This is a genomic window from Laceyella putida, assembly GCF_042665195.1.
Lineage (GTDB): Bacteria > Bacillota > Bacilli > Thermoactinomycetales > Thermoactinomycetaceae > Laceyella > Laceyella putida.
The window spans coordinates 1-25,084 of record NZ_JBHTBW010000011.1; the positions used below are offsets into that span (position 1 = coordinate 1).

The following is a 25,084-nucleotide window of genomic DNA, read 5'->3' on the forward strand; positions in this document are numbered from 1 at the left end:
TTTTTATTGATTCGACAAAAAAGGCTGCTGACCCTGCCTTTCAAGGCAGTTTGTCAGCAGCCTCAATCGCCTGGTCAAGTGTAACATGACCAGGCGATTTCTCTTGCTCCCACTGTGACGGGAGACTGTCTCCTCTTTCTCGTTCACACATTATATGACAACACACGCCACCGCGCCATTCTTCATTGTTTCGTTCCCGCCAGGATGATGGTCAGCATAGGCCCACTCGATGGACTCCTTATATATCTTCTCTATTTCATTGATGCGCACTTTAAGGGTCGGGGTCAACTCCCCCGCCTCGGCTGACCATTCCTTAGTGAAGAGCACGGCCTTTTTCGGCCGTTCGAACGGAGCGAAAGATTGCGTGACACGTTTGATTTCATCACGCAACAAGGCTTGCACCTCCCGATCTTGGACAAGTTCGGCAGGCGGTGTCGGCGCAACCCCTTTTTGCTCCATCCAGCCGATGAGGCTCGGAAAATCGGGAACCACCAACGCAACCACGTACTTGCGCCCATGCCCGACCAATGCGGACTGCGCAATGAACGCGCTTTGGTTCAACGCGAGCTCCACCGGCTGCGGGGCGACATTTTTCCCTGTGGACAATATCAGCATGCGCTTCTTCCGCTCCACCACCCGCAGGTATCCATCATGGTCCAGCTCTCCGACATCACCGGTATAGAGCCACTCTTCACTCTGTCCGCTTCCGGTCTCCTTCCCCTTTTTGTAATAGCCTTTCATGACGTTCGGACCCCGCACAAGAATCTCCCCATCCTCCGCAATGCGCACTTCCAGGTTGGGCAGTGGTTTGCCAACCGTGCCGATTTTGGCCCGCGCGATCGGATTGATGGAAATCACTGGGGATGATTCGGTCAAGCCGTATCCTTCGAGAACGGGCAAATCGACAGCCCAAAAAAACCGAGCAATGACAGGGTCAAGGGCGGCACCGCCGGAAATCATCCCGCGGAGACGTCCGCCAAACTTGGCATTCACCTTGCGATAAACCAATCGATCCGCCAGTTTCCATTGCCACCGCAACTTTGGCGGCAATTCATCGAAGATCAACTTGTCTACCGGCGTTTGCAGATAGTAGTCATATCGTTTCAATCCCACTTGGACCGCCCAATCAAACACTTTGCGGCGAAACGGGGCACTCATCGCCATTTGCTGCTGCACCTTGGCATACACTTTCTCAAGCAACAAGGGAACGCTGGTCATGACCGTCGGTTTCACTTCCTGCAAATTTTCCTCTATTTTATGAATGCTTTCGGCATAGGCAATGGTTGCCCCGACAGACAAGGGCATAAACTGCCCCGCCATCCGCTCAAAGACGTGGGACAATGGAAGATAAGAAAGCAAGACATCATCGTGGCGCGCCTCTAGGCACCAAAATTGAACTCCCTCCATATTGGACAAGAAATTGCCGTGGGTCAGCATCACTCCCTTGGGTTGGCCTGTCGTTCCCGATGTATGAATGATGGTGGCCAGCTGGTCGCGGTCAATCTCTTTCCATCTTCGCTCCCAATCGGGGAACGGATGATCGGCGCCGCTTCGTACCAACTTGAGATAGGGAAGGATTTTCTCCGACTCACACACCGTCCCATCGGAGTGCATAAGCACAATATGGCTGATGTCCGCTTCTCCGCGGAGCACTTTCTCCAATTGCGCCTCTGATTGGACCGCTACCATCCGACAATCGGCATTGCGCAGGATATAAGCGGTTTGCTCAGGTGAAAGGGTGGGGTAGATCGGCACACTTACCGCCCCCAAACTGCAAATGGCGAAATCGAAGATCGTCCACTTTGGATTGTTTTCCGACAAAATCGCCACTTTGTCGTTCTTGCCGATGCCAAGGCCTGCCAAACCAGCCGCCACTTGCCGGACTTCTTCCCAAACATCGTAATACGTAAGGCTCTGGTAACTCCCCCCACTTTTCCACATCAGGGCCGGTTTGTTTGGAAAAGACGCTACGGAACGCCAAAGCATGTCCAACAGATTTTTTGCCTTCATCGCAAGACCTCCCCCACTGAAAAAGGCGCTACCCCTCGGACGGCTTAAATATATTGGCTGACATCATATTGGCGCAAGATCTTTTCCATCTTCATCGCGAGCCCGATATTGCCTTTGATTTTTAACTTGCCGGACATGAAAGCCGCAGTTCCGCTGATATTGCCCAAAAGCATATCCTTGAAATCACGCACTGACATTTGCAGGATGCAATCAGCCTCGGCCGGTGCGCCTTTTTCGGCCTTCACTCGGCCTTCTGTCAGGTGAAGCTGGAACGTCGCGCCATCATCCCCTGACAGGTCATACTGATAAATGGCGTTTATGCCTTGCACCGACTTTGGATTTTCCCCCAATACTCGCTCGATCATGCTGAACACTTTATCCAGATTGAACTCCTCGCCCATGTGTGATTCTCCTTTCTCAAATGCCAAGGCCCGATCCGGCTTTTGCCGATCATAAACCGGTGGCAATCACTTTTTTTTGGATTTGCGTGGTGCCCTCGTAAATGGATAGGATTTTGGCGTCCCGCATCCATTTTTCAACCGGGTAATCCCTCATATAGCCGTATCCTCCGAGAATCTGAACGGCATGGGTCGTGACTTCCATCGCCATCTCCGCCGCAAAAGCTTTGGCCATGCTCCCCTCCACGGCGCAAGACTCCCCCCGATCGGCCAATTCAGCCGCGCGCCATGTTAACAGCCGCGCCGCATCGATCTTTGTCTTCATATCGGCCAACATAAAAGAAATCGCCTGGTTATTAAAGATCGGCTTGCCGAATTGAATGCGCTGTTTCGCATAGTCCAGCGCATATTCGTAGGCAGCGCGTGCCACTCCCACAGCGGCAGCCGCCACCGCCGGACGGGAATATTCCAGCATTTTCATCGCGCCAATAAAAGCCATGTTTTCTTCCCCCAGCAAGTTCTCTTTGGGCACGCGGACATTTTCAAAGATCACATCGGCGGTATGGGAAGCCCGGATCCCCATTTTCCGCTCTTTTTTTCCACCTGACAGCCCTGGAGTGGAACCGGGGACAATAAAAGCCGAAACACCGTGATAGCCCGCATCAGGATCCGTTTTGGCAAACACGACATACAAATCGGCGATTCCACCGTTGGTGATAAAACATTTGCGCCCGTTGATCACCCACTCGTCCCCATCCCGTACGGCCCGGGTTTGGATCGCCTTGACATCAGACCCGGCATTGGGCTCTGTCAACGCCATTGCCCCAAGTCGTGGGTGATTCGGGTCACACAATTGGGACAGCCATTTGCGCTTCTGCTCTTCCGTTCCCATATAATAGATCGGCAAGCCGGCCAATCCAAACGCCAACAGGGAAGTCGCAATGCCCGCGCATCCCCAAAACAACTCTTCCCCAATGAGACAAGCGGCCATCACACTCGTTAATCCGCCACCCCCGTATTCTGTTGGAGCGGCATAACTGGTTAAACCAATCTTGGCCGCCTTCTGGAGAACTTCCCGTGGAAATTCCTCTTTCTCGTCATATTCCGCCGCCACCGGACGAATCTCTCTTTCCGCGAAGCCATGGGCCCATTTCCGCAATTCAGCTTGTTCGGCCGAAAGTTGAAAACTCACACCCGCCGAAGGTTCTTTCTTGTTCCCAACCATGCTGTCCCCTCCTTTTGAATACCAGTACGTACTGGTACGATCGAGTAAAAAAAAGCCGGATAGGGATTGACTCCTCCACTTAAGCCATGGCGCAATTCACAAACGAAGCAACCACAATCCGGTTCAGCAAACGGGCCAGGCGATCCAGATCATCCTTTTCATCGGACGATGAAAGTTTTTGAATCACAACCTCGTTGATGGCCCCCACCATTGCCAGAGCGACCACTTTGGCTTCCCCGTCGGGCAGGGAGGCCTGCGCTCCAGCTTGCACCGTTTGATAAATCAGCTCCGCAAAGCTTCGATGCGCTTCGCGACGCGCCCGTTCGACCGCCTGACTGACGCCGACCGATTCCACCAACAATAATTTGGCGACAGCCGACCGTGTCACGCATATCTCCATATAGCGTCGAACCCCAACATAAGCTTTATATCCCATCCTCTCTTCAGATTCGACCACCCTTTTCACATCTTCCATCATTTCATCGGCCAACCGTCGGTACAGAGAGGCCAACAGCTCTTCTTTGCTTTGAAAATATTGATAGAACGTGGTTTTTGACACTCTCGCCCGCTCGACGACTTCAAGGATTGAGGTTTGTTTGAACCCTTTGCAATCAAACAAGTGCAGGGCGGCATAGAGCATTTTGTTTCTGGTTTCACTTGGCATGTTGGTTTTATGCAATAAACTCATCATTCCACTTCCTGTAGGCCGGGTTGAACCGGTCAAGATGAACGGCTCGTATCATACCGAACATTCCGATGATCTTGAGTTGATTCATCCCTACTTGGCGTTCTGCCCAACAATCCAATTATTCCTTCAACCGCCTTATTGGTGTCAGGTCCTTTTGCTACAATGGTAATTTCCGCTCCATGAGTGCGATCCAAGGTGATCACCTGCAAATATTCTTCGTTTTGTTTCAATACTACATCCGCCTCATATTTTCTCGCTTTCCTTCACAATTTCCCAAGCCGCTTCTAACAGAAAAGACCGTTTTAACATGACCATTTGGCTGATTGGAGATTCATTTCCCGGCTCAGGTGGAGGGGGCTTTTCATTCCCCGGCTTATTGACCATCTTCTTATGATCCCACCTTTTCTCACCTCGTTTCAAATGGGCCATCCAACTCAATCAACCCTTCATTTGATCTGGATTCGCGCTTTTTAAAGCGCTTCCATTTTATATCGACTTTCAAGCCGCCTCCTTATCACGAATAATATGATTATTCTAAATCGTATGCAACCCTGAGAATATAGGATTCTCCCTCCCTATATTTATAGGGAATACTTTCATCTGATCAGAAACTGTTTAACTCTTTCATGTTTGTTGTATAATAGTAATTAGACATATTATTCTGTTATATAATATTTTCATTCGTTTTTCTGATAATATCATGTCATCCGTTCGACTTACCCACGAGAAAGTCAGACTCATTTTTATCCGAAAAGAAGCCCAGAAGCATAAACCAAGGAAGGAACGGTCACCATGAAACGAGTCAGTTTTTTGTCCCCTCCGCTCCTCTCCCCTCAAGAATGGGAAAAAATCTTTCATTCCGTGAAATCCGGCACCCCTGAATGTTTGACACAATGGAAAATAAAGCTCTCCACCTTTCCCTTCTCCGCAAGCCAAAAACAAGCGGCCCACCAATTGTTTCAGTACTTGCTTGAGGGCATCGACCAGGCAGCCGATTTCCCCACATATGAGAAAAACTTTTCCCGACTGGTGTTACAGCAGATCCCACTGTTGCAGTTGAGCCAGGTCATCGCCGTCATCGACATCTTTGAAGAAATCCTGTTTACCCTCTTGCTCCAAAAACTAAGCCATCCAGACATCTTGACCAGCTACCGTTGGCTTCACTCCCTGGCGCTGACCCTTTCTTATTCCGTCGCCAATATCGAAACGAATCCGCCATTGGGAGAAAATACCATCCCCGATAATCCAGCGAAACATCGGGAAGCTGTGGTGCGATTGGACGAACTTCTTCTCACCGCGAGATCACTTGAACAGATGCTGACAAGATCTGTCCGTTTTATCACAAAAGTCTCCGGATTTGAACGCGGCGCCTTGTTCTGGTATTCTCCACTCACCCAAACAGTGGAGGGCATATATGGCTATGGCGTGGACATTGGCGACATTCGGCGCGTCCGGGACATGGAACACAATATTTCCGGCATCACGCAAGCCATTAAAGGAAACCGGCCCATTTATATACGAGATGCCCAACTTTACCTCCCCAAGCATTATGTGGAGCAGTTTGGGTTGACCGCCCTCATGGCGGCGGTCCTTCGCGGCGGAAAAGGACAAAATGCCGGTTTTCTGCTTTTGGACAAACGGGGCCGGGCCTTTGACCCTGATCCGGAAGTGGTCCAACAACTGGCGGAGCTGATGTCACGCGTATCCCTAAACCTTGGTTCGCGGCTCTATGAAAATGACTTTCCTTCTCCAGCGGCTTCCTCCCCCCTCACGGTGCGGGAAACGAAAATCCTGCAAATGATCGCCGATGGCCAATCCACCAAACTGATTGGGGAAGCTCTCCACATCAGCGAATACACCGCCGCCGAATACGCCCACTCCGTCCTTAAAAAATTAAAAGCCGCCAATCGGGCAGAAGCCGTCGCCAAAGGACTTCGCCAAGGGCTGATACGATAAGGCCCCTCTATGTGAAAGTCGCCCCTCACTTTCCATCAGGAAGCAGGGGCGAACGTGTTCTTCAAATATCAAAACTCGATGATTTCCTCTTGCTTGATTTCCAATTTCAGACTCTGGGATGCGTTGTGCAATGTATCAGCAAACAGCAAGGCATCTTTTTGATTGTCAATGATTACGGCAAACATTTCATTGTCGCTTTTTTCACTTCGATTCCATACATCCCTTTGGCAAATCGGCCCGCAAAGATATTGACGGTTTTTGCGTTTAAAGCGCACTTGATTCCCTCAGTATCGGGATGAATGAATCGAGCTTAAAGAACCCAGCTTTCGTTTCAGCTTCTCCAATTGCAAGGAGGCGTACGAAAGGGCTTTGATAAAAGTCCGCCCGCTTTTTTGCTGCCTCAATAAAGTAAGCGGAATGTATTTTTGAATTTCCCCCTGATGATGCGGCGATCCATGAACATCATCCAATTCGATCAGCTCCAGATTGAGTGCATGGTTTAACAGGAACATCTTTTCTTCAAAAGGGATGATCTCATCCCGAAGATTAAAGATGTAATGCAAGGGGATACGAAGTCGTCTGATCTCTTGCTTCGAAATGGCGAATTCCCTGAGGTACTCCGGCAACAGACATTCATCCAACCGGCACTGGTGAGCCAAAGTCTGCTTGATGATGCGGGGAACTTGCGTCCAATGTCTCTGATCATGGAAAAAATAATGAAGTGGTGTTTCAATGGCCGTAATGCCTTGGATTCTGGAATCCGCTATGGCCGCCCGGATTCCCAACAAACCGCCAAACCCCATGCCGACCAGGTAGGCTTGGCTCACATTGGCCCGTGTTGCCAGTTGGTCCAATAGGGAGGAAATCATTTTATGCGATTCAGGTTGACAAATAAGCGGATTTTCCCCCACACCCGGCCCTTCAACGACAATCACGGAAAATCCCAGCTTCGGTCCCAGCAACAACAAGGAGCTCCATTGTTCTTTTAAAGAAAAAATCCCTCCCATCACAATCAACACCGGTTTTTGCGGATCACCAAATCCCGAAAGATACACGGGAATGGAACCGTTACGGTCATGCACTTGCGTTTTTTCAACAGGAACTTCCAAATCAAACACCCACTCATTGAAGGTTAACAGGCATTTGTCCAAACACTTCTGACGAACAGGGGAAGATACGTATGGAAATCTTCCCAGGCTGTAACATAAATAGGCTTCCATTTGTTTATTTTCCTGATAAAGCCGATCCCCTTCAGCCATCCATTCCGATGCCCAATCCCCCGCACCTGTTCCTTTATCATGATGAATGCGCCCCAATACGCTTTTTATCATCTCAGGATTCAATGGCAGTGAACTCGCAGACAACATCACAAACCGTTTGGATTCTTCCAAATCACTCCACAAATCGATTCGCCGCCCTTTCCCTATCATCCGCAAATGATTGATTATTCTATTTATTGATTATATAATTCGTCTTTAAATTGAATTGACCGGGACCTCTTTCATGCCATTCACCCTTTTTCACGATGAAAATGACAAAATCATCCAGTAAAAAGGCATAAAAAACCACCGGGGTTACCCAGTGTTCCGAAAAATCACCATTGGTTCACCCTCCCAAAACGCTTACGAGGTTAGCTGTCGGGTTCGGGCCTCAAGAGTAGCCCTTCCTAGATGGATTCACCCCAAGTGGCTTGACGCCACAATGTTGGTTCCCCCGCTCCATGACGGATTCAGCGAATAGACCATGATTTACTTTGAAACATATCTTACTCCTACACAAGCATATTTTCAAGCTATTTTTCTCATCGCGGAAAGTCGCCCAACAAATCGTGGAAGTTTGCCGTGAACATAAAATCACCCACATTGTCATGGTCATGTCGGCCCGGACCCGTTGGGAAGAGATTTTGAAAGGGTCAATCATCACACATCGAGAGACAACCATTTTCTTGATTCTAGATTATTAGCCTAAAAATAAAGGTTGTTTAGCAATTGTTGTTTTTGCCATTAATTCTTGCCCAAACCTTTTCAATTTCGCATAGAATCAAGCAATGATTCACATAATACGTACTGATTCCACCCCGGTTTTCGGCCGGGAAAATCAACATCACTTGGGTAGGTGTAAAGCACATGGAAAACGTTCAAGACTTGAAACACACACTTTCTTACCTCCACTCCGAACTGAACCGCATTGAAACGATGGCGGGAACATTGTCCACCATCGAACGCGAGCATTTTAACAGACTCACCAACTTTGACCATCGTGAATTGGTTGACATTGCGGTTGAGGAGCAAAATGCCGCCCGTCAGCTCGGCACCATCAAGCAAATGTGTTTGGCGATGGCGCAAAAGGTGGAAGGCATCAAAAACGCAATCGACCGTGGCAAACTTGGGGGGCGTGCCAACCGTGATGAACTTCATTAAGAGATGGATCCGTTCCACAATCAACGAAACGGTAGATCAAGCGATTACGCGGGCCATCCGGGATCAATACATAGAAAACTTGTTTGAAATGGTGCCTGCCACGACGAAAGTGGGCGTCACCAACCTCATGGAAATCGCCATGAGGGCCAATCAAGGAACCCCGGTTTCCCGCCCCTTGGGAAGCCCAATTCATTTGTCCCCATGGGAGAAGATCCTGTTCAATCCCGTTCACCTCTTCCGTTTTCCCACCCCTGAAAACGTCGGGATTAGCACATCCGTCACCATTGGGCACCGCGCCAAAAAACCGATGACCCTTTCCATTCCCGTCATGATCGCCGCCATGTCTTTTGGCGGCGCGCTAAGCAAAAACACCAAAGTGGCCTTGGCCAAAGCGGCCACTGCGGTCGGCACAGCAACCAATTCCGGTGAAGCGGGACTTTTGAAAGAGGAACGGGAGGCGGCCAGCCTATTCATCGGTCAGTACAACCGCGGGGGGTGGATGAATGATCCGGACAAATACAAGCTCCTTGACGCGATCGAGATCCAACTGGGGCAAGGTGCCCAGGGTTCCACCTCGCAACGCACCGCCGCCCATAACATTGGGGAGGACTTCAGGGAAGTTTTCGGCTTGCGCGAAGGGGAAGATGCGTTGATTCATTCCAGGTTGCCTGGTGTCAATTCCAAAGAAGATTTCATTCGATTGGTCAGGCGGCTCCGCGATGAAACCGGCGTGCCGGTCGGCTTGAAAATCGCCGCCACGCATCATCTCGAGCAGGAATTGCAGATTGCCGTGGAAGCGGAAGTCGATTTTATCACAGTAGATGGTGCCGAAGGGGGAACGCACGGGGGTGCGCCCACTTTGCAGGATGATGTCGGCTTGCCCACTCTCTTCGCCGTCACCCGGGCTTCCGAGTTCCTGGCGCGAAAAGGGGTTATTCGAGACATCAACCTGATTGCCACGGGAGGACTGGTCACCCCCGGACAAATGCTGAAGGCCATCGCCTTGGGCGCGGACGGCGTGTATATCGGCACTGCGGCCCTGATGGCGCTGGTGAGCGAACAAATGGTGAAAGCCACCCCCTTTGAACCGCCTACCAGTTTGGTCGTTTATACGGGAAAAATGACGGACCAATTGGATGTCGAGCAAGCGGCCTTAAATCTGGTCCGGTATTTGAACGCTTGCGTGCGTGAAATGGAATTGGTTGCCATGTCCTTGGGCAAAACCGCTTTGTCCGATTTGTCCAAATCGGATTTGTGCACCGTCGATCCGTTCATCGCCAAGGCGACGGGCATCCAGTTGGGTTATGTCGCCCCCGAAAACCAAGCGCGTTTCTTTGAGGAGACGCAAGCGATGTTTCACGATTTCCAACCACAAGCAAATGAACAAACTTCCATCCCGCTACAATGAGAAGATGAGCGAAGGTTAAAAAGGGCTGGCCTGAGGCAGGCCAGCCCTTTTTATATTCATGCCCTCATCACATCAGTCCACTTTGCCGCCGATGATCTTCCAGTTATGATCTACCGTCGCCATCACAGTTCCTTTTTCGCGAATATAGTTCGTCAACAGTTCCGACACTTCGATATTGATGTCTTTCACCACCGGCTTATTGGCAAACATCGGATAATTTCCGCCGCCGCCCGCTCGGTAGTTGTTGAGGACCACGTCGTATTCCTTATCCATGACAAGCGGATGCCCATTCATGTCAGACAATTCCACAATGCGTTGCCCTTCCGGTTTGGACACATCGATTGTATACCGGATCCCTTCCCACATGTCGTAATTGTAATGTAGCACCTTGGGCGTGAGAAATTCGGGATTCACTTCAACAGGATCCGTGCCGCTGTTTTGTTTGAAATAAGTGGCTGACTGTTCCAACGCCGCTTTGATATCGGCTCCTTTGACCCGAATCACCTTCAAGGTATTGGGATAAATATAGGTGCTTAAGATGTGACGGGCCGTCACCTCGCGGGGTAAACCCGTAACGGTATTGTCAAATAAGGAAGTGGAGGAAATGGGCGCCCCGCTTGCCTCCATCTGCAGACGATTGATGAATTCGATCAAAGCATTGTCATGCGTGCGAAAAGCGTGATGATCCGTCACAACCATATTCCCATCGATTTTGCCAACGGGTTGATCAAGAAAAGCTTGTGTCTCTTTTTCATACTGCGCGGTAAGTTTTAAGATAGCTGGATCAGGTTCCACCGTGGATGACTCCAACAGTCGGCCTTTCTTGCTGATAACATTCCAGCGCCCTTTGCGTCTCTCCAAGTCGAGATCCACGACCGACAGATGAGAGCCCCACTTGTTCGGTTCAGCGATGAGCACCCCATTGACGCGCACATCCGCCAATGGCGTATGCATATGCCCGGCCAAAATCACATCGATCCCTTTCACCTGTGTCGCCAATTGATACACTTGATTTTCCCCGTCCGACTCCGGCAAGGGGACAATGCTGCCATCCGCTTCCTTTTTATGCTCCAAACCGCCATGGTAAGAGACGAAAATCACATCCGCCTTCTCCCGTTTTTTCATGATGGGAACCCATTTCTTCGCCGCGGCGACGACATCCACAAAATCAAGATGGGCGATATTGCGGGGATCTTCCCAATTCGGCACCTTTTGCGTCGTCAATCCCAAAAAGCCGATCCGCAACCCATTCTTCAACTTGATGATTTTATACGGTTTTGTATAAACCTGCTCCTTGTTTTTGCGGAGCGTGTTGGCGGATAACCAAGGGAATTTCGCTTCTCCCATCGCTTTTTCCATCACGTTGCGCCCATAGTTGTATTCATGGTTGCCAATGGCCATCGCGTCATACCGCAAGGCGTTCATGACCAACATCATCGGATCAATTGGGGCGTTGTTCACGCGCGCATGCACATATTCCATGGGCGAACCTTGAATGGTGTCACCGCTGTCAAGCAAAATCGCTTCGGGGTTGCGGCTGCGCACCTGCTTTACCAACGTGCTGATTTTGGCCAAACCATGATTGGCCGGGGCATTGTTGGTATATTGGATCGGGGTGATGTACCCATGCAAATCACTTGTTGACATGATTGTCACACTTGTTTTTTCTTTTGCTTCCGACTGATAGATCCCCATGAAGACTACTGCTGTGATAACGAGAAGCGTCACAGCCAGACTCCACCTTTGTCTCATTTGCGTCACCTCGTGCCTTATTATCTCTTCCGCGTTTTCAGTCCAAAATCGCCCCAACGGGAAGAAGTAGCCATTCCTTTGATCAAGAGACATGGACCAATCAAATCATATCATACTCTTCACCATATTATTTAGCTTCATAATATATTTAATAAATTTAAAAATAATATCTGTAGCATGGTTGAGTCATTTCCGGCTGTATGAGCCTTCAACGAAGAAATTTGCGGAAATGGCTTGCCGCCTATTCCCGCTACAACCGCACCTTGACCAACCGATCATCCCCTGCACGGGGTTGACCGCGCCCATCCGTATTGTTGGTCAGGATGTACAACTCATTTTGAACCGCCACCGCATCGCGGAGCCTCCCCAATCCTTCCAGTGCCGTCGTCACTTCATATCCCTGAGCCGGAGTCACCTTCAACAATCGCTCTCCGCGCAAAGCCGCAACAAACAGCTCTCCGGCTGGCGTGACGGCCATTCCGGAAGGAGCCCACGTCCCGCTGTCAGAGTGTGCCACTGGAGAAACCATCCCTTCTTTGGTCTCATCCCCAATGATCTCAGGCCAGCCGTAATTTTTCCCCGGTTGGATCAGGTTCAGTTCATCATGCCCACCCGGCACACCGCTTGGCCCATGTTCGGATGACAGCAGTTGTCCCGCTCGGTTCCAAGCCAATCCTTGGGGATTGCGGTGCCCATAAGTGTATACATAGGACTGCGGGAACGGATTGTCCGCAGGAATGCCTCCATCCAGCTTGAGACGCAGGATTTTGCCCGCCAAGCTCTTTTTGTCTTGGGCCAGCTTTTTCTCTCCGGCATCCCCCGTCGTGGCGTATAAATGTCGGTCCGGACCAATGGCCAGGCGGCCGCCATTATGGTTGGGACCGCCTGGGATTCCCTCCAGAAGGGCTTTCCGTTCAATCCACTTGCCGCTTTGTTCCAGCCACTCGATCAAGACAATGCGGTTGAAAAGGCGCCCGTTCTCTTCATAGGTATGATAGATATAAGCCCGTTGGGATGTGGCAAAATCAGGTGCCAATGCCAACCCGAGCAGGCCCCCTTCTCCTGTTGCGCGATTGGCTCGTTTCAACTCGATGGAAACCCGTTTGCTCCCGCCACTTTGCCTGACATGGACCAGCGTGCCACCCCGCTCAGTGAGGTAAAAGGTTCCGTCGGCATAAGCGACAGACCAAGGAACGTTCAAATCCTGTGTCACTGTTTCCCATTTTCCCGTCTCTTGCACCGGTTTTCTCTCCTTGCCCGCCGTATCCTCACCCGTCGTGCAAGCGGAAAGGATCAGCGGGATACGAGTAGGCCCACCATTCGCATTCGGATCATCTCTATCACCTCTATATGATTCTCTAGACAACCTATTTTCTCGATCGGCAGAACGCCCTCCTGTTCATCAAAATAAATAAACAGCCAAACACAGCAAGCCGCTCCGCCACCGTAACGGAGTGAAGCGGCGCATTCCTGTGCAACCTACTTAAAAAAACGGGACATGCGGCTTAATATGGGGCCGTTTTCGCACCAAAGTCATTTCCATAGCGGTCGGACACGAACCCATGCGCGTAAGAAGTGGTGCCGGCATCGTTAAACTGGTTGGTGTAATTGGTATCCCCAGGCGACACAAACGTCTCGGTCTTATAGGTATAATAGCGGTTTCCATCACTGGCGTATTCCGCGCGGTACAAGATGACTTCCCCATAGCGGGTCGAGTTATAATCATTAACATACATCCGTCCCCAGGCAGTGCGGCATGTGGGGCTGTAACGGAGTTCCGTTGTGGCCAAGACCGTTCCGGCCTTATTTTTGACCACCACGCTTTTGGCCGTGATGGCGTCGTTGGCGCAACCGGAGATTTCCGGGTCCGTATCGTCATAAGCGGACATGACCGTCACGTGACCCTTATTCACTTTCTTGCCATGTTTCTTGGCAATCTCCTTTTCTGAAGGCAAGTGAACGGAACTTGCCCCATTGTAATGCTCGTAGATCAAGCCCCCTTTCGCTTCCACACGCACCGGTTCCTTGGCGCGGGAAGGAGCGGCCTTGTCCACCTGCGCCGCAGCGCCGACCGGATTCGCCAAGAGAAACGAAATCCCCAACGCCACCAAAACCAAGCTACCCTTCTTCATAGTCATCCCTCCATCATGTTTGAGACCTTATCTTACAGCCTCTATTTGATTTATTCGTAAGTTTCTGATATTTTTTGGTTGATTTGAATGAAAAAAACAATAACGAAACCTGCTGACCCGGATTGTAATTGACTGAGTCTCACACATTAGTGGAGTCCGTCTTTCGTGAGGAAGACGGAAAAGCTAAGTGGTACCGCGGTCCCTCGCCTCGGCAATCAGTCGATGATGCGTCTGATTGCGGGGCGAGGGATTTATTTTTGTGGGAAAACAGGGAAGGAACGAAACATGGGACAGGAATGAACATCAATTGCGAAGAGGATTGGATGAGCGGCAAATGCATATGATCGCCTTGGGTGGAGCCATTGGCACAGGATTGTTCTATGGTTCCGCCACCACCATTCAGATGACGGCACCCGCGATCACACTGGCGTATCTCATTGGCGTGATCGTGATTTTCTTTATTATGCGCGCGCTGGATGAAATGATCGTGACTGAGCCTGTCTCGGGCTCATTCAGCCATTACGCGAGCCGGTATATCGGACCGTTTGCCGGTTTTTTGGCGGGCTGGACATACTGGTTCATGTGGATCGTCGTCGGCATGGCCGAACTGTTGGCGTCAGCATTTCCTCATCAACTCAGTGAGGAGAATTGATTATTTACCCTATCGACCTTGGCATCTAACCAAGCGATAATATCCTTATATACTTCTTCCCTGTTCGTTTCATTCAACATCTCATGCCGACCGCCTTCATATAACTTCAGCGACAGGTCCTTGATGCCCACTTGCTTAAACTGGCGATGTGTCTTAAGCACCGCTTTGCCGTCTTGTCCCACGGGGTCCCGGTCGCCCGCGAAGAGCAAAATGGGCAATTCCGGCGGGACTTGGGCCAACCCCTCACGCCGCTCCAATTGTTTGATTCCCGTAAACAGGTCATAAAAGAAGCCGGCGGTGGGAATCTCCCCGCACAGAGGGTCTTGCACATACTTATCCACCGCTTCAGTATCCCGGCTCAGCCAGTCAAAGGACGTACGGTTCGGGCGAAACCTTTTATTGAAGTTGCCAAAAGAAAGTTGATTCAGGAGGCGGCTTCTAGCCCGTTTCCCTCTCACCTTGCTTTCCAGTTGGGCGATCAGGATTCCGAGCGAACTTAACACGCCCCTGTCCGAGCCGGTTCCTGACAAGATGACCCCCGCCAGTTCCCTGCCGTATCGCTGGATATAGGCTCGCGAGAGAAAGGAGCCCATACTGTGGCCGAACAAAAAGAGGGGCAGCCCGGACATCTCTTTTTTGATCACCCTTGTCAATTGATATAAGTCATTGACGGCAAGCTCCCAGCCATTCTCATCGGCAAAGTGCCCCACATCCCCCCCCATTTCCGCCGTTTTGCCAAAGCCGCGATGGTCATTGGCGTAAACATGGTACCCCGCTTCGGTCAGGGCGGTGGCAAACTCCCCATAACGCTCCGAATGTTCAGACATACCATGGGCGATCTGGACAACTCCCTTCACTTGGTCTTGACTCAGCCATTTGTTCACATGGATCTTCATATCATCCGTCGATAGGAAAGTAAAAGAAACTCGCTTCATGTTTTCCTAACCTTTCTCAATAAGTGAATGCACTTTTAACATAACAGGTTGTTAAAAAGTTGTCTAATTGACACTCCACATGGCTGAAGCCATGGCATTCTTGGGCAATCCCTTCTACCGAAGAAAACTGCCCCACTTACACCCTGTCCAATTACCGCGCTTTTCCAAAAACATTCCGCTATCATCCGGCATTTGAAATCGCCTTCCACAATTTTAAATTGCTTTAATTTTTCAACTTAAAAGCTATCAACAATAGCAATGGGCTTTAAAAGAAAACATATCTATATACCAATAGTCGTAATAGTTTTCATATTTTGCGATTTCATTTATAATCTTCATAAGAGTCGCACCCCACGGCGGACTCCGATTGATTATCTCTTGACAGGAGATGCTCGGGCCAAAGGTCAACTCAGTAAGATGAACAGTTGGATTAAATCCAAAACCGGTAGCAATCCGGGGAATATCAAAGCAGGATATGAGCTGAACGGGAACGTTGTAGAAAATTATAACTCTATCGCATTTACGACCCCGTTCGCGGTCAGTGCGATGATCGATTCCAGCAATCAAAATGGCTCAACAAATTATGGGATTACTCCGTCAATTCCCCCACCTCAGATAATGCCTATTTTGACAACAGTATCCGCTTGCTTAGCCTCATTGCAGTATCGGGCAACTGGTGGACACCCTAACGGAGAGACTCCGTTCCGGTGCGAAAAAATAATTGGAAATAAAGATGACTATTGGATGAGGGGATTATGTTGGAAGTTTACAGCCCTATTGTTTAGAACGTTCTTCGCCTGATGGCTACGCCGTCAGGCAATTTCTTTAGAAGCCCCGGAAATATAACCCTTCCCTCACCCCATTTATATATTTTTAGTTTGACTTCATGGCATCAACACTGTGAAATAGCGACAATCACCAACAGAATGGAACCAATTGCGCAAAAATGATCCAATTTCACCAAGCCATTCATCCAAGCTCTTTTTCACTTAAAACATATATATATATCAGTAGTAGATTTGATAGCTAAACAACATAATCAAATCTACTAAAATCAAATGATAAAAGGGGAGATTTTCCATGTTTATTAAAAAGAGAGTGAAGCGCAACAAGAAGAAATGGATTTGGATTTGGAACAAAAACAAAAACAAAAACAAGAACCACATCCGCATTGACATTGATATCGACGTGGACAAAAAACGCAAGAAAAAAAAGCACCATCACTAAGCTATTAATTAAACCGGCCAAACGAACTACCTTGCTGACCTGGTAAGGTAGTTCGTTTTTTGGTCATTAGCGGCATGAATGCTAACCAGATTCATCTTAATAAAAATTAAAACTATTGTTATAATATGATTATTCGTTATATGATGTAAATGAAACTGCGCTAATCGCCTGTTCTCACGGTTAACTTACCTAACCAGAGGTGATCAATGTGTCAAGCATCCTGATCAAGAATGCCCAGATTGTAACCATGGATCAGAACAACCGGATTTTATTAGGCGACATATTGGTGGAACATGACCGCATCAAAGCCATCGGCCCCGACATCCAACCCCCAGCCGGCGCCAAAGTGATCGACGCGACCCATCGCATCGTGATCCCCGGATTTATCCAAACGCATATTCACTTGTGCCAAACGTTGTTCCGAGGACAAGCGGATGACCTTGAACTGTTGGATTGGCTAAAAAAACGGGTGTGGCCGTTGGAAGCGGCGCACGACGGGGAATCCCTTTATTACTCCGCTCTGCTCGGGATTGGTGAATTGATCCAAGGTGGCACCACCTGCATTGTCGATATGGAAACGGTTCACCATACGGAACATGCGTTTACAGCCCTCGCCCAGAGCGGCATCCGGGCACTGTCGGGAAAAGTCATGATGGATAAAGGCGATGAAGTGCCGACGTTATTGCGGGAAAAAACCAGCCAGTCGATCCAGCAAAGTGTGGATCTGTTGGAAAAATGGCACCTGCACGATGAAGGCCGCATCCAATATGCGTTTTGTCCCCGTTTTGTGGTATCCTGCACCGAAGAATTGCTGGTGGAAGTGCGTGATCTGTCCGAGCGGTATCGGGTCAGCGTCCATACGCACGCCTCGGAAAACCGGGGTGAGATCGCCTTGGTTGAAGCGGAACGCGGGATGCGAAACGTCGTTTATCTGGATCATATCGGCCTTGCCAATGAACGCTTAATCCTGGCGCACTGCGTGTGGTTAAATGATGAGGAAAAAGAGATCATCCGTAAGCGCAAAGTGAAGGTAAGCCACTGTCCCGGTTCCAATCTCAAGCTCGCATCAGGCATTGCCGATGTTCCCGACCTGCTCGACAAGCAGATCTCGGTTAGCTTGGGCGCGGATGGTGCCGCATGCAACAATAACTTGGACATGTTTAACGAGATGAAGCTGGCAGCGGTCCTGCATAAGCCAACCCATGGCCCAACCGCGATGAAAGCGCGCAAAATATTTGAGATGGCCACCATTGGCGGGGCGCGGGCAGTCGGCCTGGAAGATCAGATCGGCAGTTTGGAAGTGGGCAAAAAAGCCGATCTGGCCATCCTCAACCTAAACAAATTCCATGCCTTCCCCTCGGCCGAAGTGGATCCCGTCTCCCGAATTGTCTATTCCGCTTCCAAAACCGATGTGGAAACCACGATCATCAATGGCAAGATCGTCATGGAGAATCGAATCATGAAAACCATCGATGAAGAAATCGTCCTGAAAGAAGCGAATCGGTCAATCAAACGACTGCTCAAGCGACTTCCATCCATCACTTAGATAAGGGAAACAAGCACAGACCCTGTCAACGGCTGGAACATTTGTCTTTAATGGCATCTCAAATAGTGAATCGCCAAGGCACCTATTTGCATGATCGCCCACTGCCCCGGCGGAAGCGGCGAACTTGTCCGTCCAGGCAACCAGGTTTGCCTAAAGGCTAAGGCCCTTCCATTTCCAACTCTTCCACTCGTTTTTCCGCAACTTTCGTATCTTTTTGCGCGTAAAACGTTTCCGCTTTCTCCACAATCACGGTGGTGTTGTATTCGGGAATGCCCGCGTACTTCTCATACACCCCTTTGGGGATCAACACGTTTCCCTCCGGCCAGTGCACTTCGATGTTCCCCACTTTCATCTCGGCGAATTTGACCCTTCCTTGGAAGAGTCCATGTTGGTTGTAGACGACAATCCGTTCTCCTTCATTCACGCCGATCCGCTTGGCATCTTCCAGAGAGAGCAACACGTCATCACGCTCCGCCGCATTGAACGGATCGATCTCACTGTAGATCATCGAATTGAATTGCTTCCCGCGACGGGTGGTGAGATAGAACTGCCCTTCCGCTTTCCTCAGCTCCGGCAGTTCAATCGCGATCAGGTTGCCGCGGCCATCCGGGGTGGGACAAATCCCTTCTTCACAAAGCCAGGCTCCACCCCACTGGAAAACATCCCCTTGCTTCCGCAGATGTTGAATCCCCTCATAGTTGGGAGCCGCTTTGGCGATTTCCTGCCGCATCTCCTGTAAATTGTCAAACCAGATCAACGCCTTCTGCTCCGGCTTCACACGGACGGCCAAGTCCCGATAGATTTCCCACTCCGGCCGCGCCTCTTCAATGCGGGGACCTTCAATCTCCGGTGAGAAATAAACCATGCGCTCAGTTGAGGTCGAGGTGACCCCTCCGGGAATCTCATAACGTGTCATCGCCGGCAACACAATCACTGCTTCTCGTGCCTCCACCAATGTGGACGTGTTGAGGATGATATCCTGATGCACCCGGATTTCCATCTTTTCCAGACACATTCTCACAAAGTCCGGATCGGGCATCGTTTCCAAGAAGTTACCCCCTGAAGTGTAAAAGAGGCGGCATTTGCGCTCATGGTCATCAGGCAATAAGGCGTTTTCCAAGGTAAGCCCCACAATGTCGCCTTGCCAGCGCGGCACTGAAAAGCCCCATACCTTTTCAACGCGTTCCGCTTGCTCATCCGTGAAGTCGCCACCCGGCAAACTGAAGGGATCCGCTCCCATCTCGCCTGATCCCTGCACACCTGAATGTCCGCGAATCGGCATCACACCGCAATGCTCCCGGCCGATAAACCCCCTTAACAATGCCAAATTGGCCACTTGTGAGACATTGTCCGTCCCAAACCGGTGCTGGGTCAGTCCCATCGACCAGACAAACACCGCCGATTTCGCCCGGGCCAGGATTCCGGCAAACTCCCGCATGCGCTCCCGCGGCAAACCGGACGACCGCTCCAACGTATCCCAATCATATTGGCAGACATGCGCCTTCAACTGTTCATACCCATTCACGTGCTCCCGCACAAACGCATGAGCTATGGCAGAGCCGGTTTCTTCCTCTTCCATCTCAAACCAGCACTTCATCACGCCATTCATAAACGCGATATCGCCGCCAATATTCACTTGGTAGAAGCCATCCGCGATCTTCGTCCCAAACAGCGCCGAATCGGGGATGGATGGAATCCAGTATTTCTCCATCGATGGCTCGTGGTACGGATTGATCACGAGGATCTTTGTCCCTTTGCGTTTGGCCGCATACATGTATTTGGTTGACACCGGCTGGTTGTTGGCCGCCACACTCCCCCAAAACACCAGCACATCCGTCCCGATCCAGTCTTTGTAATTGCAACTGGACGCACCGATCCCCAGTGAACGTTTCAACGCGGTCTTCGAGGGGGAATGGCAGATGCGGGAAGCATTGTCGATGTTGTTGGTGCCCAAGAAGCGCGCCACCTTGGCCGCCATGTAGTAGCTTTCATTGGGAGTGCCGCGCGAAGTCAAATAAAAGGCGAGGCCTTTGGGGTTGATGCGTTTGATCTTGTCGGCGATGAGGTCTAGCGCTTCATCCCAACCGAGGCGCGAGAATCGGCGTTCACCCGCCCGCCTGATCAACGGATAGGGGATTCGGCCCAACCGGCGAAGCTGGGTGCTGTTCCCTTTGCTCAACTCGTCGATATCCCGATGAAGCACTTCCGGCTTGATCGCCGGCATCGTATTTAAGCGGAGCACATTCAACCGCGTCGTGCAAAGGTGCGGTCCCGCCAGCGTCTGGTCATGCAATCCCGCCACCCCAAGCGCACAGCCATCGCAAACCCCTTGTGTCAAAATCCTCGTCGCATATGCCAGATTGTCACGATTCTCCCAAGCCACCTTAATCGTATCCCGAATATGGTGTGGCTTCACCTTGCCCAATCCAAAGGGGATCGGGCTCACCCACAGCTTGGGATCGGGCAGTGACGGCAGTTTCATTGGTCCCGTGTGTTTGGTTTTACCCAAAACATCCTCTCCTTATCACTTTTCTATGATGGCGACCTCGACGACTTCATTCATGCTCTGTTTCAGGCCGCCACTTTCTTTTCCATTCAGCAACCATTGATCAATTTGTTAGAATATATTTTATAATGATTATAAAATGAAAACGTTTGCTCCTCAATCATGACACGATAGAAAAGAGGCGGAGACCATGAACATTTCTTCATATAGAACCATCCTCAAATATGCCCAAGGCTCCATCCACGAGCAAGAAGAGCCCATCGTGATCGAATACCCCCTCACCATCGTGGTCAACGGCGAAGAATTCGCCACGCTCGTCTGCACGCCCACTCATTTGGAAGACATGGCCATCGGCTTTCTCGCTTCGGAAGGGATCATCCGTTTCGCCGACGAGCTCGAAGCCATCTCCATCGATGAGCGACGCGGATTCGCTTATGTCCAAACCAGCAACAAACTCCCGACCGCCAAAGAATTTTACGCCAAGCGCGTGATTGGTTCGTGTTGCGGCAAAAGCAGGCAATCGTTCTATTTCTACAATGATATCCAAACAGCCAAGACCGTCAGAAGCAAAGCCACCCTGTCCATCGACCAATGCTTTCATTTTATGCGGTTACTCCATCAAGAATCGATTGACTTCCAACAGACCGGCGGCGTCCACAACGCCATCCTATGCAACGCGGAGGGCATCCTTGTGGCCCGTACCGATATCGGGCGCCACAACACCCTGGACAAGATCTTCGGGCACTGGATCCGCCATCCGTTTCCCTTACGTGATACCTTCATCGCGTTCAGCGGACGTGTCTCCTCCGAAGTCCTGCTAAAGGTGGCCAAAATCGGTGTGGGCATCATCCTTTCCAAATCAGCCCCCACCGAGTTGGCTCTGAAGATGGCGGAGGAACTGGGCATCACCATTGTAGGATTCATCCGCGGCGAGCAATGCAATGTGTATACGCATGCGGACAGGATTCTGTTGTGAAGATTGACCACTCCCCATGCCTAAAGGCAGGGGATTCTTGGGTAATCCCTTCCACCCAAGGGAACTTAACCAAGCTTAGACCGCCAGCCCAGCGGCAATGAGTCTTAAACCTTCTTGTAAAATGTTTATCGATGCGTTGATATCTCTGTCATGGTTTGTGTGACACTCTGGGCATGTCCACTGTCTGAGGTTGAGACTTTTTACTTCCTTGTTTCTGTAGCCACAGTTGGAACATCGTTGGCTGGATGGAAAGGTTTTTCCGACTTTGACCATGATTCTTCCATACCATTTAGCCTTATACTCCAACATGGATACAAATTCAGACCATGACGCATCGGTGATTGATTTAGCTACGTTGTGATTTTTAATCATGTTTTTTACCTGTAAGTCTTCCAGACAGATGACTTGGTTTTCGCGAATCAGTTTGGTAGACAGTTTATGTAGAAAATCATGTCTTGCATTAACGATCTTTTCGTGGATTCCAGAAACCTTGACCCGTGCTTTGTTCCAATTGGAACCGCCTTTTTGACGGCGTGATAGGATTCGTTGCCATCTAGCTAATTGTTTTTCATACTTTCTGAAGAACTTGGGCGCATTGATTTTTCCACCATTTGAGATGATTGCGAAATTTTTTAAGCCGAGATCGATACCAACCGCTTTCCCTTTATCTACTGGGACATATGGACAGTCCTTCATTTCACACAGGATGGAAACAAAATATTTACCCGACGGGTTGCGGCGGATCGTGGCAGAAAGTATTTTTCCTTCGACTTCACGGGATTTAGCAAATTGAACCCATCCCAGCTTAGGAAGTTTCATTTTGTTTCCTTCTATTTTGATGTTTTGGTTTACACATTGACTGGTATAGGATTGGACTTTGTTCCGTTTGCTTTTGAAACGTGGACGGTCATTCTGTTTTTTGAAAAAGCGTTTAAATGCATCGTCCAGATGCTTCAATGCATTTTGAAGTGAAGTGGAATCCACTTCTTTTAACCACACGAATTCCTTCTTTCATTGCGTGAGTTGAGAAGAGCAAGCATGGTACGTTAATCCCTTTCCTGTTTGCTTGTATGCTTCATTCCACTTGGTTAAGAAGTGGTTAAAAACAAACCGACTACAACCCATTGACTTATTCATGAGTGTGGCTTGTTCTTTCGTTGGGTAGATACGAAACTTAAACGCTTTGTGCATTTGGTTTTCACCTCCTTTTCCTATATCATATGCGTAAATACGCAATAGAAAAAGGAGGAAAAACGAACACGAAAGAAATTTACCACTTCTTTAGATGAAGAAGTGATTAAGCAATTAAAGCTACAAGCTGTTAAAGAGAATACAGATGCTAGCAAGATTATTGAGAAGTTAGTCAAAGAAATATTTACAAAAATTGCCAGACTTACGAGAGGGTTAAACCTCCCCCGTCCGACGCTCGCTCTCATCCCCATAGCTGAAGCTAGGGTATCTCGCTCGCATTGATATAAAACCATCTTTAACATTTTTCACTTCCCTTGTGCAACTTGACAACTGAGAGCCCATTTTCTTCAATCTTTTTTAGTCTGCTCGGGAACACTTTTACAGAGGTGAATAGGATGTGCGGAAGATTTTCTTTATCTACGAATATCAATCAATTAAGAGACCTATTTGAAATGGAATTCATGGAAGAACTGCAACCTCGGTATAATATTGCCCCCACACAAAGCGTTCTTACGGTCGTCCAAGAAAAGGGAAAACGAATAGGGAAAACTATGCGATGGGGCCTGATCCCTTTTTGGGCAAAGGATGTGAAGATAGGATACAAAATGATCAACGCCAGAGCCGAGACGATTGATGAAAAGCCCATGTACAAAGGACTGTTCAAGAAACAACGTTGCTTAATCTTGGCTGATGGTTTTTATGAATGGAAAAAGACAGGGAATGAAAAGCACCCCTACCGTTTTCAAATGATCAGCGGAAAACCTTTTGCTTTTGCAGGACTATGGAATCGATGGAGCAATGGAGATCAATCGTTCATCACCTGTTCCATCATCACTACAACACCCAATGAGATTACCAAAGAGGTCCATGATCGCATGCCGGTTATTCTTCCGCCGGATGCCTATCAGATGTGGTTGGAACCCGACATGAAGGATACCGATTATCTTAAGTCATTGTTACAGCCTTATCCCGCTGATGAAATGGATGCGTATGAAATATCGACACTGGTCAATTCTCCAAAGAATGATAATCCTTCGATTTTGAAGCCCATCCATCGCTTGTGAATAAGGCAAAAACCATCCCTTCTTACGCCCGGCTCATTGCGGCTCGCTGCCCCAGACCGAGGTCCCTTGATAATAGAGGGTCACTTTGTTCCAATCATATGCAGGGCGAAAGTGAATATGTGGGTTGCGAACCGATCTCAATTCCACGCCAACAAGCCCCGCCGCCAATGAACAGGACTTGTTGGAAAGGCTCTTTTCCTTACGCTTCCGCTTTTTTGCGCCAACTGATGATGAGGAAAAAGAGAAAAAAGATCATGAACAATGCCACGCCGAGCCACTCAAGCTCCAACTCCGCCTGTGGGTTGAAATAGAGGAACAGTTCATACAAGCCAATCCCGTAAGCCAACAGCACGATCATCCACCCCATCGTGATGGAGGCCCATTGGCTGGTTTTGTCACTGCTCTTGAGAGAACGGTAGATGATCACGGAATCGAGGGTATCTGTAATGACCATGCCAATCGTAAACGTAAGCCCCAAGAGTAGCGGCATCACCTTGGAACCATTGCCGGCGGCCATGGCCCAAACAGACGTCTGGCTCACGGTATCGGCCGCCAAAGCCAACACTCCGCCGATCATCACAATCACGAAAGGATTGGTCGTTTCGCGAAAGGCCTTGGGAAGCCATTTCCCTTTCACCCCTTGCGGCTGGAACTCCTTTTGGTCATTTGTCCGTTTCACCAAGTTTGAAATGTTCAGGGTGCCGATAATCAACAAGGTGATGATGGACAACCAGGTGGCCATTTGATCAAAATAACCGGGAAAAGAGAACATCCGGCTGATGAGCCCAATGATCACGGCCACCCCGGTCACAACCAACCCATGCCCCAACGAAAACAACGTGCCAACCCAACGGGCCATGGGCCTTTGCTTGTTCCAATTGTACCGCGTCAGTCCGTCGATGCAGGCCAAATGATCCGCATCCAAGCCATGTTTCAACCCCAAGACGAACACCAACGCAAACAAGGACCATTCTCCCATTTATGACGCTCCTCTCTTG

The 25,084-nt window shown here is 49.6% G+C and carries 20 protein-coding genes, 3 pseudogenes and 1 riboswitch; of the genes and pseudogenes, 9 read left to right on the plus strand and 14 right to left on the minus strand.

Going from position 1 to position 25,084, the window contains the following annotated elements; all coding sequences use genetic code 11:
- Positions 1-150: 150 nt before the first annotated feature.
- The 5 genes and pseudogenes from ACFQNG_RS04375 to ACFQNG_RS04395 form a co-directional block, all read right to left on the minus strand.
- Complete coding sequence (locus tag ACFQNG_RS04375) at positions 151-2,010, minus strand: AMP-dependent synthetase/ligase (protein ID WP_379863646.1); 1,860 nt, start codon at positions 2,008-2,010, stop codon at positions 151-153.
- Positions 2,011-2,054: 44 nt separating this feature from the next.
- Entirely contained in the window at positions 2,055-2,411 is a 357-nt protein-coding gene (locus tag ACFQNG_RS04380; protein ID WP_379863647.1) for an SCP2 sterol-binding domain-containing protein, read from the minus strand.
- Positions 2,412-2,460: 49 nt separating this feature from the next.
- Positions 2,461-3,600, minus strand: a complete 1,140-nt coding sequence (locus ACFQNG_RS04385; protein ID WP_379863698.1) for an acyl-CoA dehydrogenase family protein — start codon at positions 3,598-3,600, stop codon at positions 2,461-2,463.
- A gap of 112 nt (positions 3,601-3,712) precedes the next feature.
- A complete protein-coding gene (locus tag ACFQNG_RS04390) occupies positions 3,713-4,321 on the minus strand; it encodes a TetR/AcrR family transcriptional regulator (protein ID WP_379863648.1) in 609 nt (202 codons plus the stop codon).
- 32 nt (positions 4,322-4,353) lie between these two features.
- Positions 4,354-4,569: pseudogene (locus tag ACFQNG_RS04395) on the minus strand (HPr family phosphocarrier protein); the annotation flags it as partial.
- A gap of 544 nt (positions 4,570-5,113) precedes the next feature.
- Between ACFQNG_RS04395 and ACFQNG_RS04400 the strand changes: the two are divergent.
- Positions 5,114-6,277 carry a LuxR C-terminal-related transcriptional regulator gene (locus ACFQNG_RS04400; RefSeq protein ID WP_379863649.1) on the plus strand — a complete coding sequence of 388 codons (1,164 nt, stop codon included), beginning with the start codon at positions 5,114-5,116 and terminating at the stop codon, positions 6,275-6,277.
- A gap of 68 nt (positions 6,278-6,345) precedes the next feature.
- Here the strand turns inward: ACFQNG_RS04400 and ACFQNG_RS04405 are convergent, their stop codons facing one another.
- Positions 6,346-6,552 carry a hypothetical protein gene (locus ACFQNG_RS04405; protein ID WP_379863651.1) on the minus strand — a complete coding sequence of 69 codons (207 nt, stop codon included), beginning with the start codon at positions 6,550-6,552 and terminating at the stop codon, positions 6,346-6,348.
- Between the two features lie 9 nt (positions 6,553-6,561).
- A complete protein-coding gene (locus tag ACFQNG_RS04410) occupies positions 6,562-7,680 on the minus strand; it encodes an alpha/beta fold hydrolase (RefSeq protein WP_379863652.1) in 1,119 nt (372 codons plus the stop codon).
- A 201-nt stretch (positions 7,681-7,881) separates the two neighbouring features.
- A riboswitch (cyclic di-AMP (ydaO/yuaA leader) is annotated at positions 7,882-8,022 on the minus strand.
- A 381-nt stretch (positions 8,023-8,403) separates the two neighbouring features.
- Here ACFQNG_RS04410 and ACFQNG_RS04415 point away from each other — a divergent pair.
- Positions 8,404-8,697 carry a hypothetical protein gene (locus tag ACFQNG_RS04415; RefSeq protein ID WP_379863653.1) on the plus strand — a complete coding sequence of 98 codons (294 nt, stop codon included), beginning with the start codon at positions 8,404-8,406 and terminating at the stop codon, positions 8,695-8,697.
- Positions 8,684-10,105, plus strand: coding sequence for an FMN-binding glutamate synthase family protein (locus ACFQNG_RS04420; protein WP_379863699.1), 1,422 nt, complete (start codon positions 8,684-8,686; stop codon positions 10,103-10,105). Before ACFQNG_RS04415 ends, ACFQNG_RS04420 begins: the two co-directional genes overlap by 14 nt.
- 72 nt (positions 10,106-10,177) lie before the next feature.
- On the opposite strand, the gene ACFQNG_RS04425 is transcribed toward ACFQNG_RS04420, so the two are convergent.
- From ACFQNG_RS04425 to ACFQNG_RS04435, 3 genes are all read right to left on the minus strand, one after another.
- A complete protein-coding gene (locus ACFQNG_RS04425) occupies positions 10,178-11,857 on the minus strand; it encodes a bifunctional metallophosphatase/5'-nucleotidase (protein WP_379863654.1) in 1,680 nt (559 codons plus the stop codon).
- A gap of 250 nt (positions 11,858-12,107) precedes the next feature.
- Positions 12,108-13,223 (minus strand): PQQ-dependent sugar dehydrogenase, encoded by a 1,116-nt coding sequence (locus tag ACFQNG_RS04430; RefSeq protein ID WP_379863655.1) that lies wholly within the window; start codon positions 13,221-13,223, stop codon positions 12,108-12,110.
- 139 nt (positions 13,224-13,362) lie between these two features.
- Complete coding sequence (locus ACFQNG_RS04435) at positions 13,363-13,989, minus strand: DUF2690 domain-containing protein (RefSeq protein ID WP_379863657.1); 627 nt, start codon at positions 13,987-13,989, stop codon at positions 13,363-13,365.
- Between the two features lie 307 nt (positions 13,990-14,296).
- Between ACFQNG_RS04435 and ACFQNG_RS04440 the strand changes: the two genes are divergently transcribed.
- Positions 14,297-14,641, plus strand: a complete 345-nt coding sequence (locus ACFQNG_RS04440) for an amino acid permease (RefSeq protein ID WP_379863658.1) — start codon at positions 14,297-14,299, stop codon at positions 14,639-14,641.
- On the opposite strand, the gene ACFQNG_RS04445 is transcribed toward ACFQNG_RS04440, so the two are convergent.
- Positions 14,620-15,576 carry an alpha/beta hydrolase gene (locus tag ACFQNG_RS04445; protein ID WP_379863659.1) on the minus strand — a complete coding sequence of 319 codons (957 nt, stop codon included), beginning with the start codon at positions 15,574-15,576 and terminating at the stop codon, positions 14,620-14,622. The genes ACFQNG_RS04440 and ACFQNG_RS04445 overlap by 22 nt on opposite strands.
- A gap of 1,080 nt (positions 15,577-16,656) precedes the next feature.
- Between ACFQNG_RS04445 and ACFQNG_RS04450 the strand changes: the two genes are divergently transcribed.
- Both ACFQNG_RS04450 and ACFQNG_RS04455 read left to right on the plus strand, forming a co-directional pair.
- A complete protein-coding gene (locus ACFQNG_RS04450) occupies positions 16,657-16,803 on the plus strand; it encodes a hypothetical protein (protein WP_379863660.1) in 147 nt (48 codons plus the stop codon).
- Between the two features lie 208 nt (positions 16,804-17,011).
- Positions 17,012-18,349: a 5'-deoxyadenosine deaminase gene (locus ACFQNG_RS04455; protein WP_379863662.1), complete on the plus strand. Its 1,338-nt coding sequence runs from the start codon at positions 17,012-17,014 to the stop codon at positions 18,347-18,349.
- Between the two features lie 157 nt (positions 18,350-18,506).
- On the opposite strand, the gene ACFQNG_RS04460 is transcribed toward ACFQNG_RS04455, so the two are convergent.
- Positions 18,507-20,858 carry an FdhF/YdeP family oxidoreductase gene (locus ACFQNG_RS04460; protein WP_379863664.1) on the minus strand — a complete coding sequence of 784 codons (2,352 nt, stop codon included), beginning with the start codon at positions 20,856-20,858 and terminating at the stop codon, positions 18,507-18,509.
- Positions 20,859-21,045: 187 nt separating this feature from the next.
- Between ACFQNG_RS04460 and fdhD the strand changes: the two genes are divergently transcribed.
- Positions 21,046-21,831 (plus strand): formate dehydrogenase accessory sulfurtransferase FdhD, encoded by a 786-nt coding sequence (gene fdhD / locus ACFQNG_RS04465; protein ID WP_379863665.1) that lies wholly within the window; start codon positions 21,046-21,048, stop codon positions 21,829-21,831.
- A 75-nt stretch (positions 21,832-21,906) separates the two neighbouring features.
- Here the strand turns inward: fdhD and tnpB are convergent.
- A pseudogene (tnpB, locus tag ACFQNG_RS04470) lies at positions 21,907-23,022 on the minus strand (IS200/IS605 family element RNA-guided endonuclease TnpB).
- A gap of 84 nt (positions 23,023-23,106) precedes the next feature.
- Between tnpB and ACFQNG_RS04475 the strand changes: the two are divergent.
- Together ACFQNG_RS04475 and ACFQNG_RS04480 are read left to right on the plus strand one after the other, a co-directional pair.
- Positions 23,107-23,304: pseudogene (locus ACFQNG_RS04475) on the plus strand (hypothetical protein); the annotation flags it as partial.
- Positions 23,305-23,417: 113 nt separating this feature from the next.
- Positions 23,418-24,086, plus strand: coding sequence for an SOS response-associated peptidase (locus ACFQNG_RS04480; RefSeq protein ID WP_379863666.1), 669 nt, complete (start codon positions 23,418-23,420; stop codon positions 24,084-24,086).
- Between the two features lie 199 nt (positions 24,087-24,285).
- Here ACFQNG_RS04480 and ACFQNG_RS04485 read toward each other — a convergent pair whose 3' ends face one another.
- Positions 24,286-25,065 carry a HoxN/HupN/NixA family nickel/cobalt transporter gene (locus ACFQNG_RS04485; RefSeq protein ID WP_379863667.1) on the minus strand — a complete coding sequence of 260 codons (780 nt, stop codon included), beginning with the start codon at positions 25,063-25,065 and terminating at the stop codon, positions 24,286-24,288.
- Positions 25,066-25,084 lie beyond the last annotated feature (19 nt).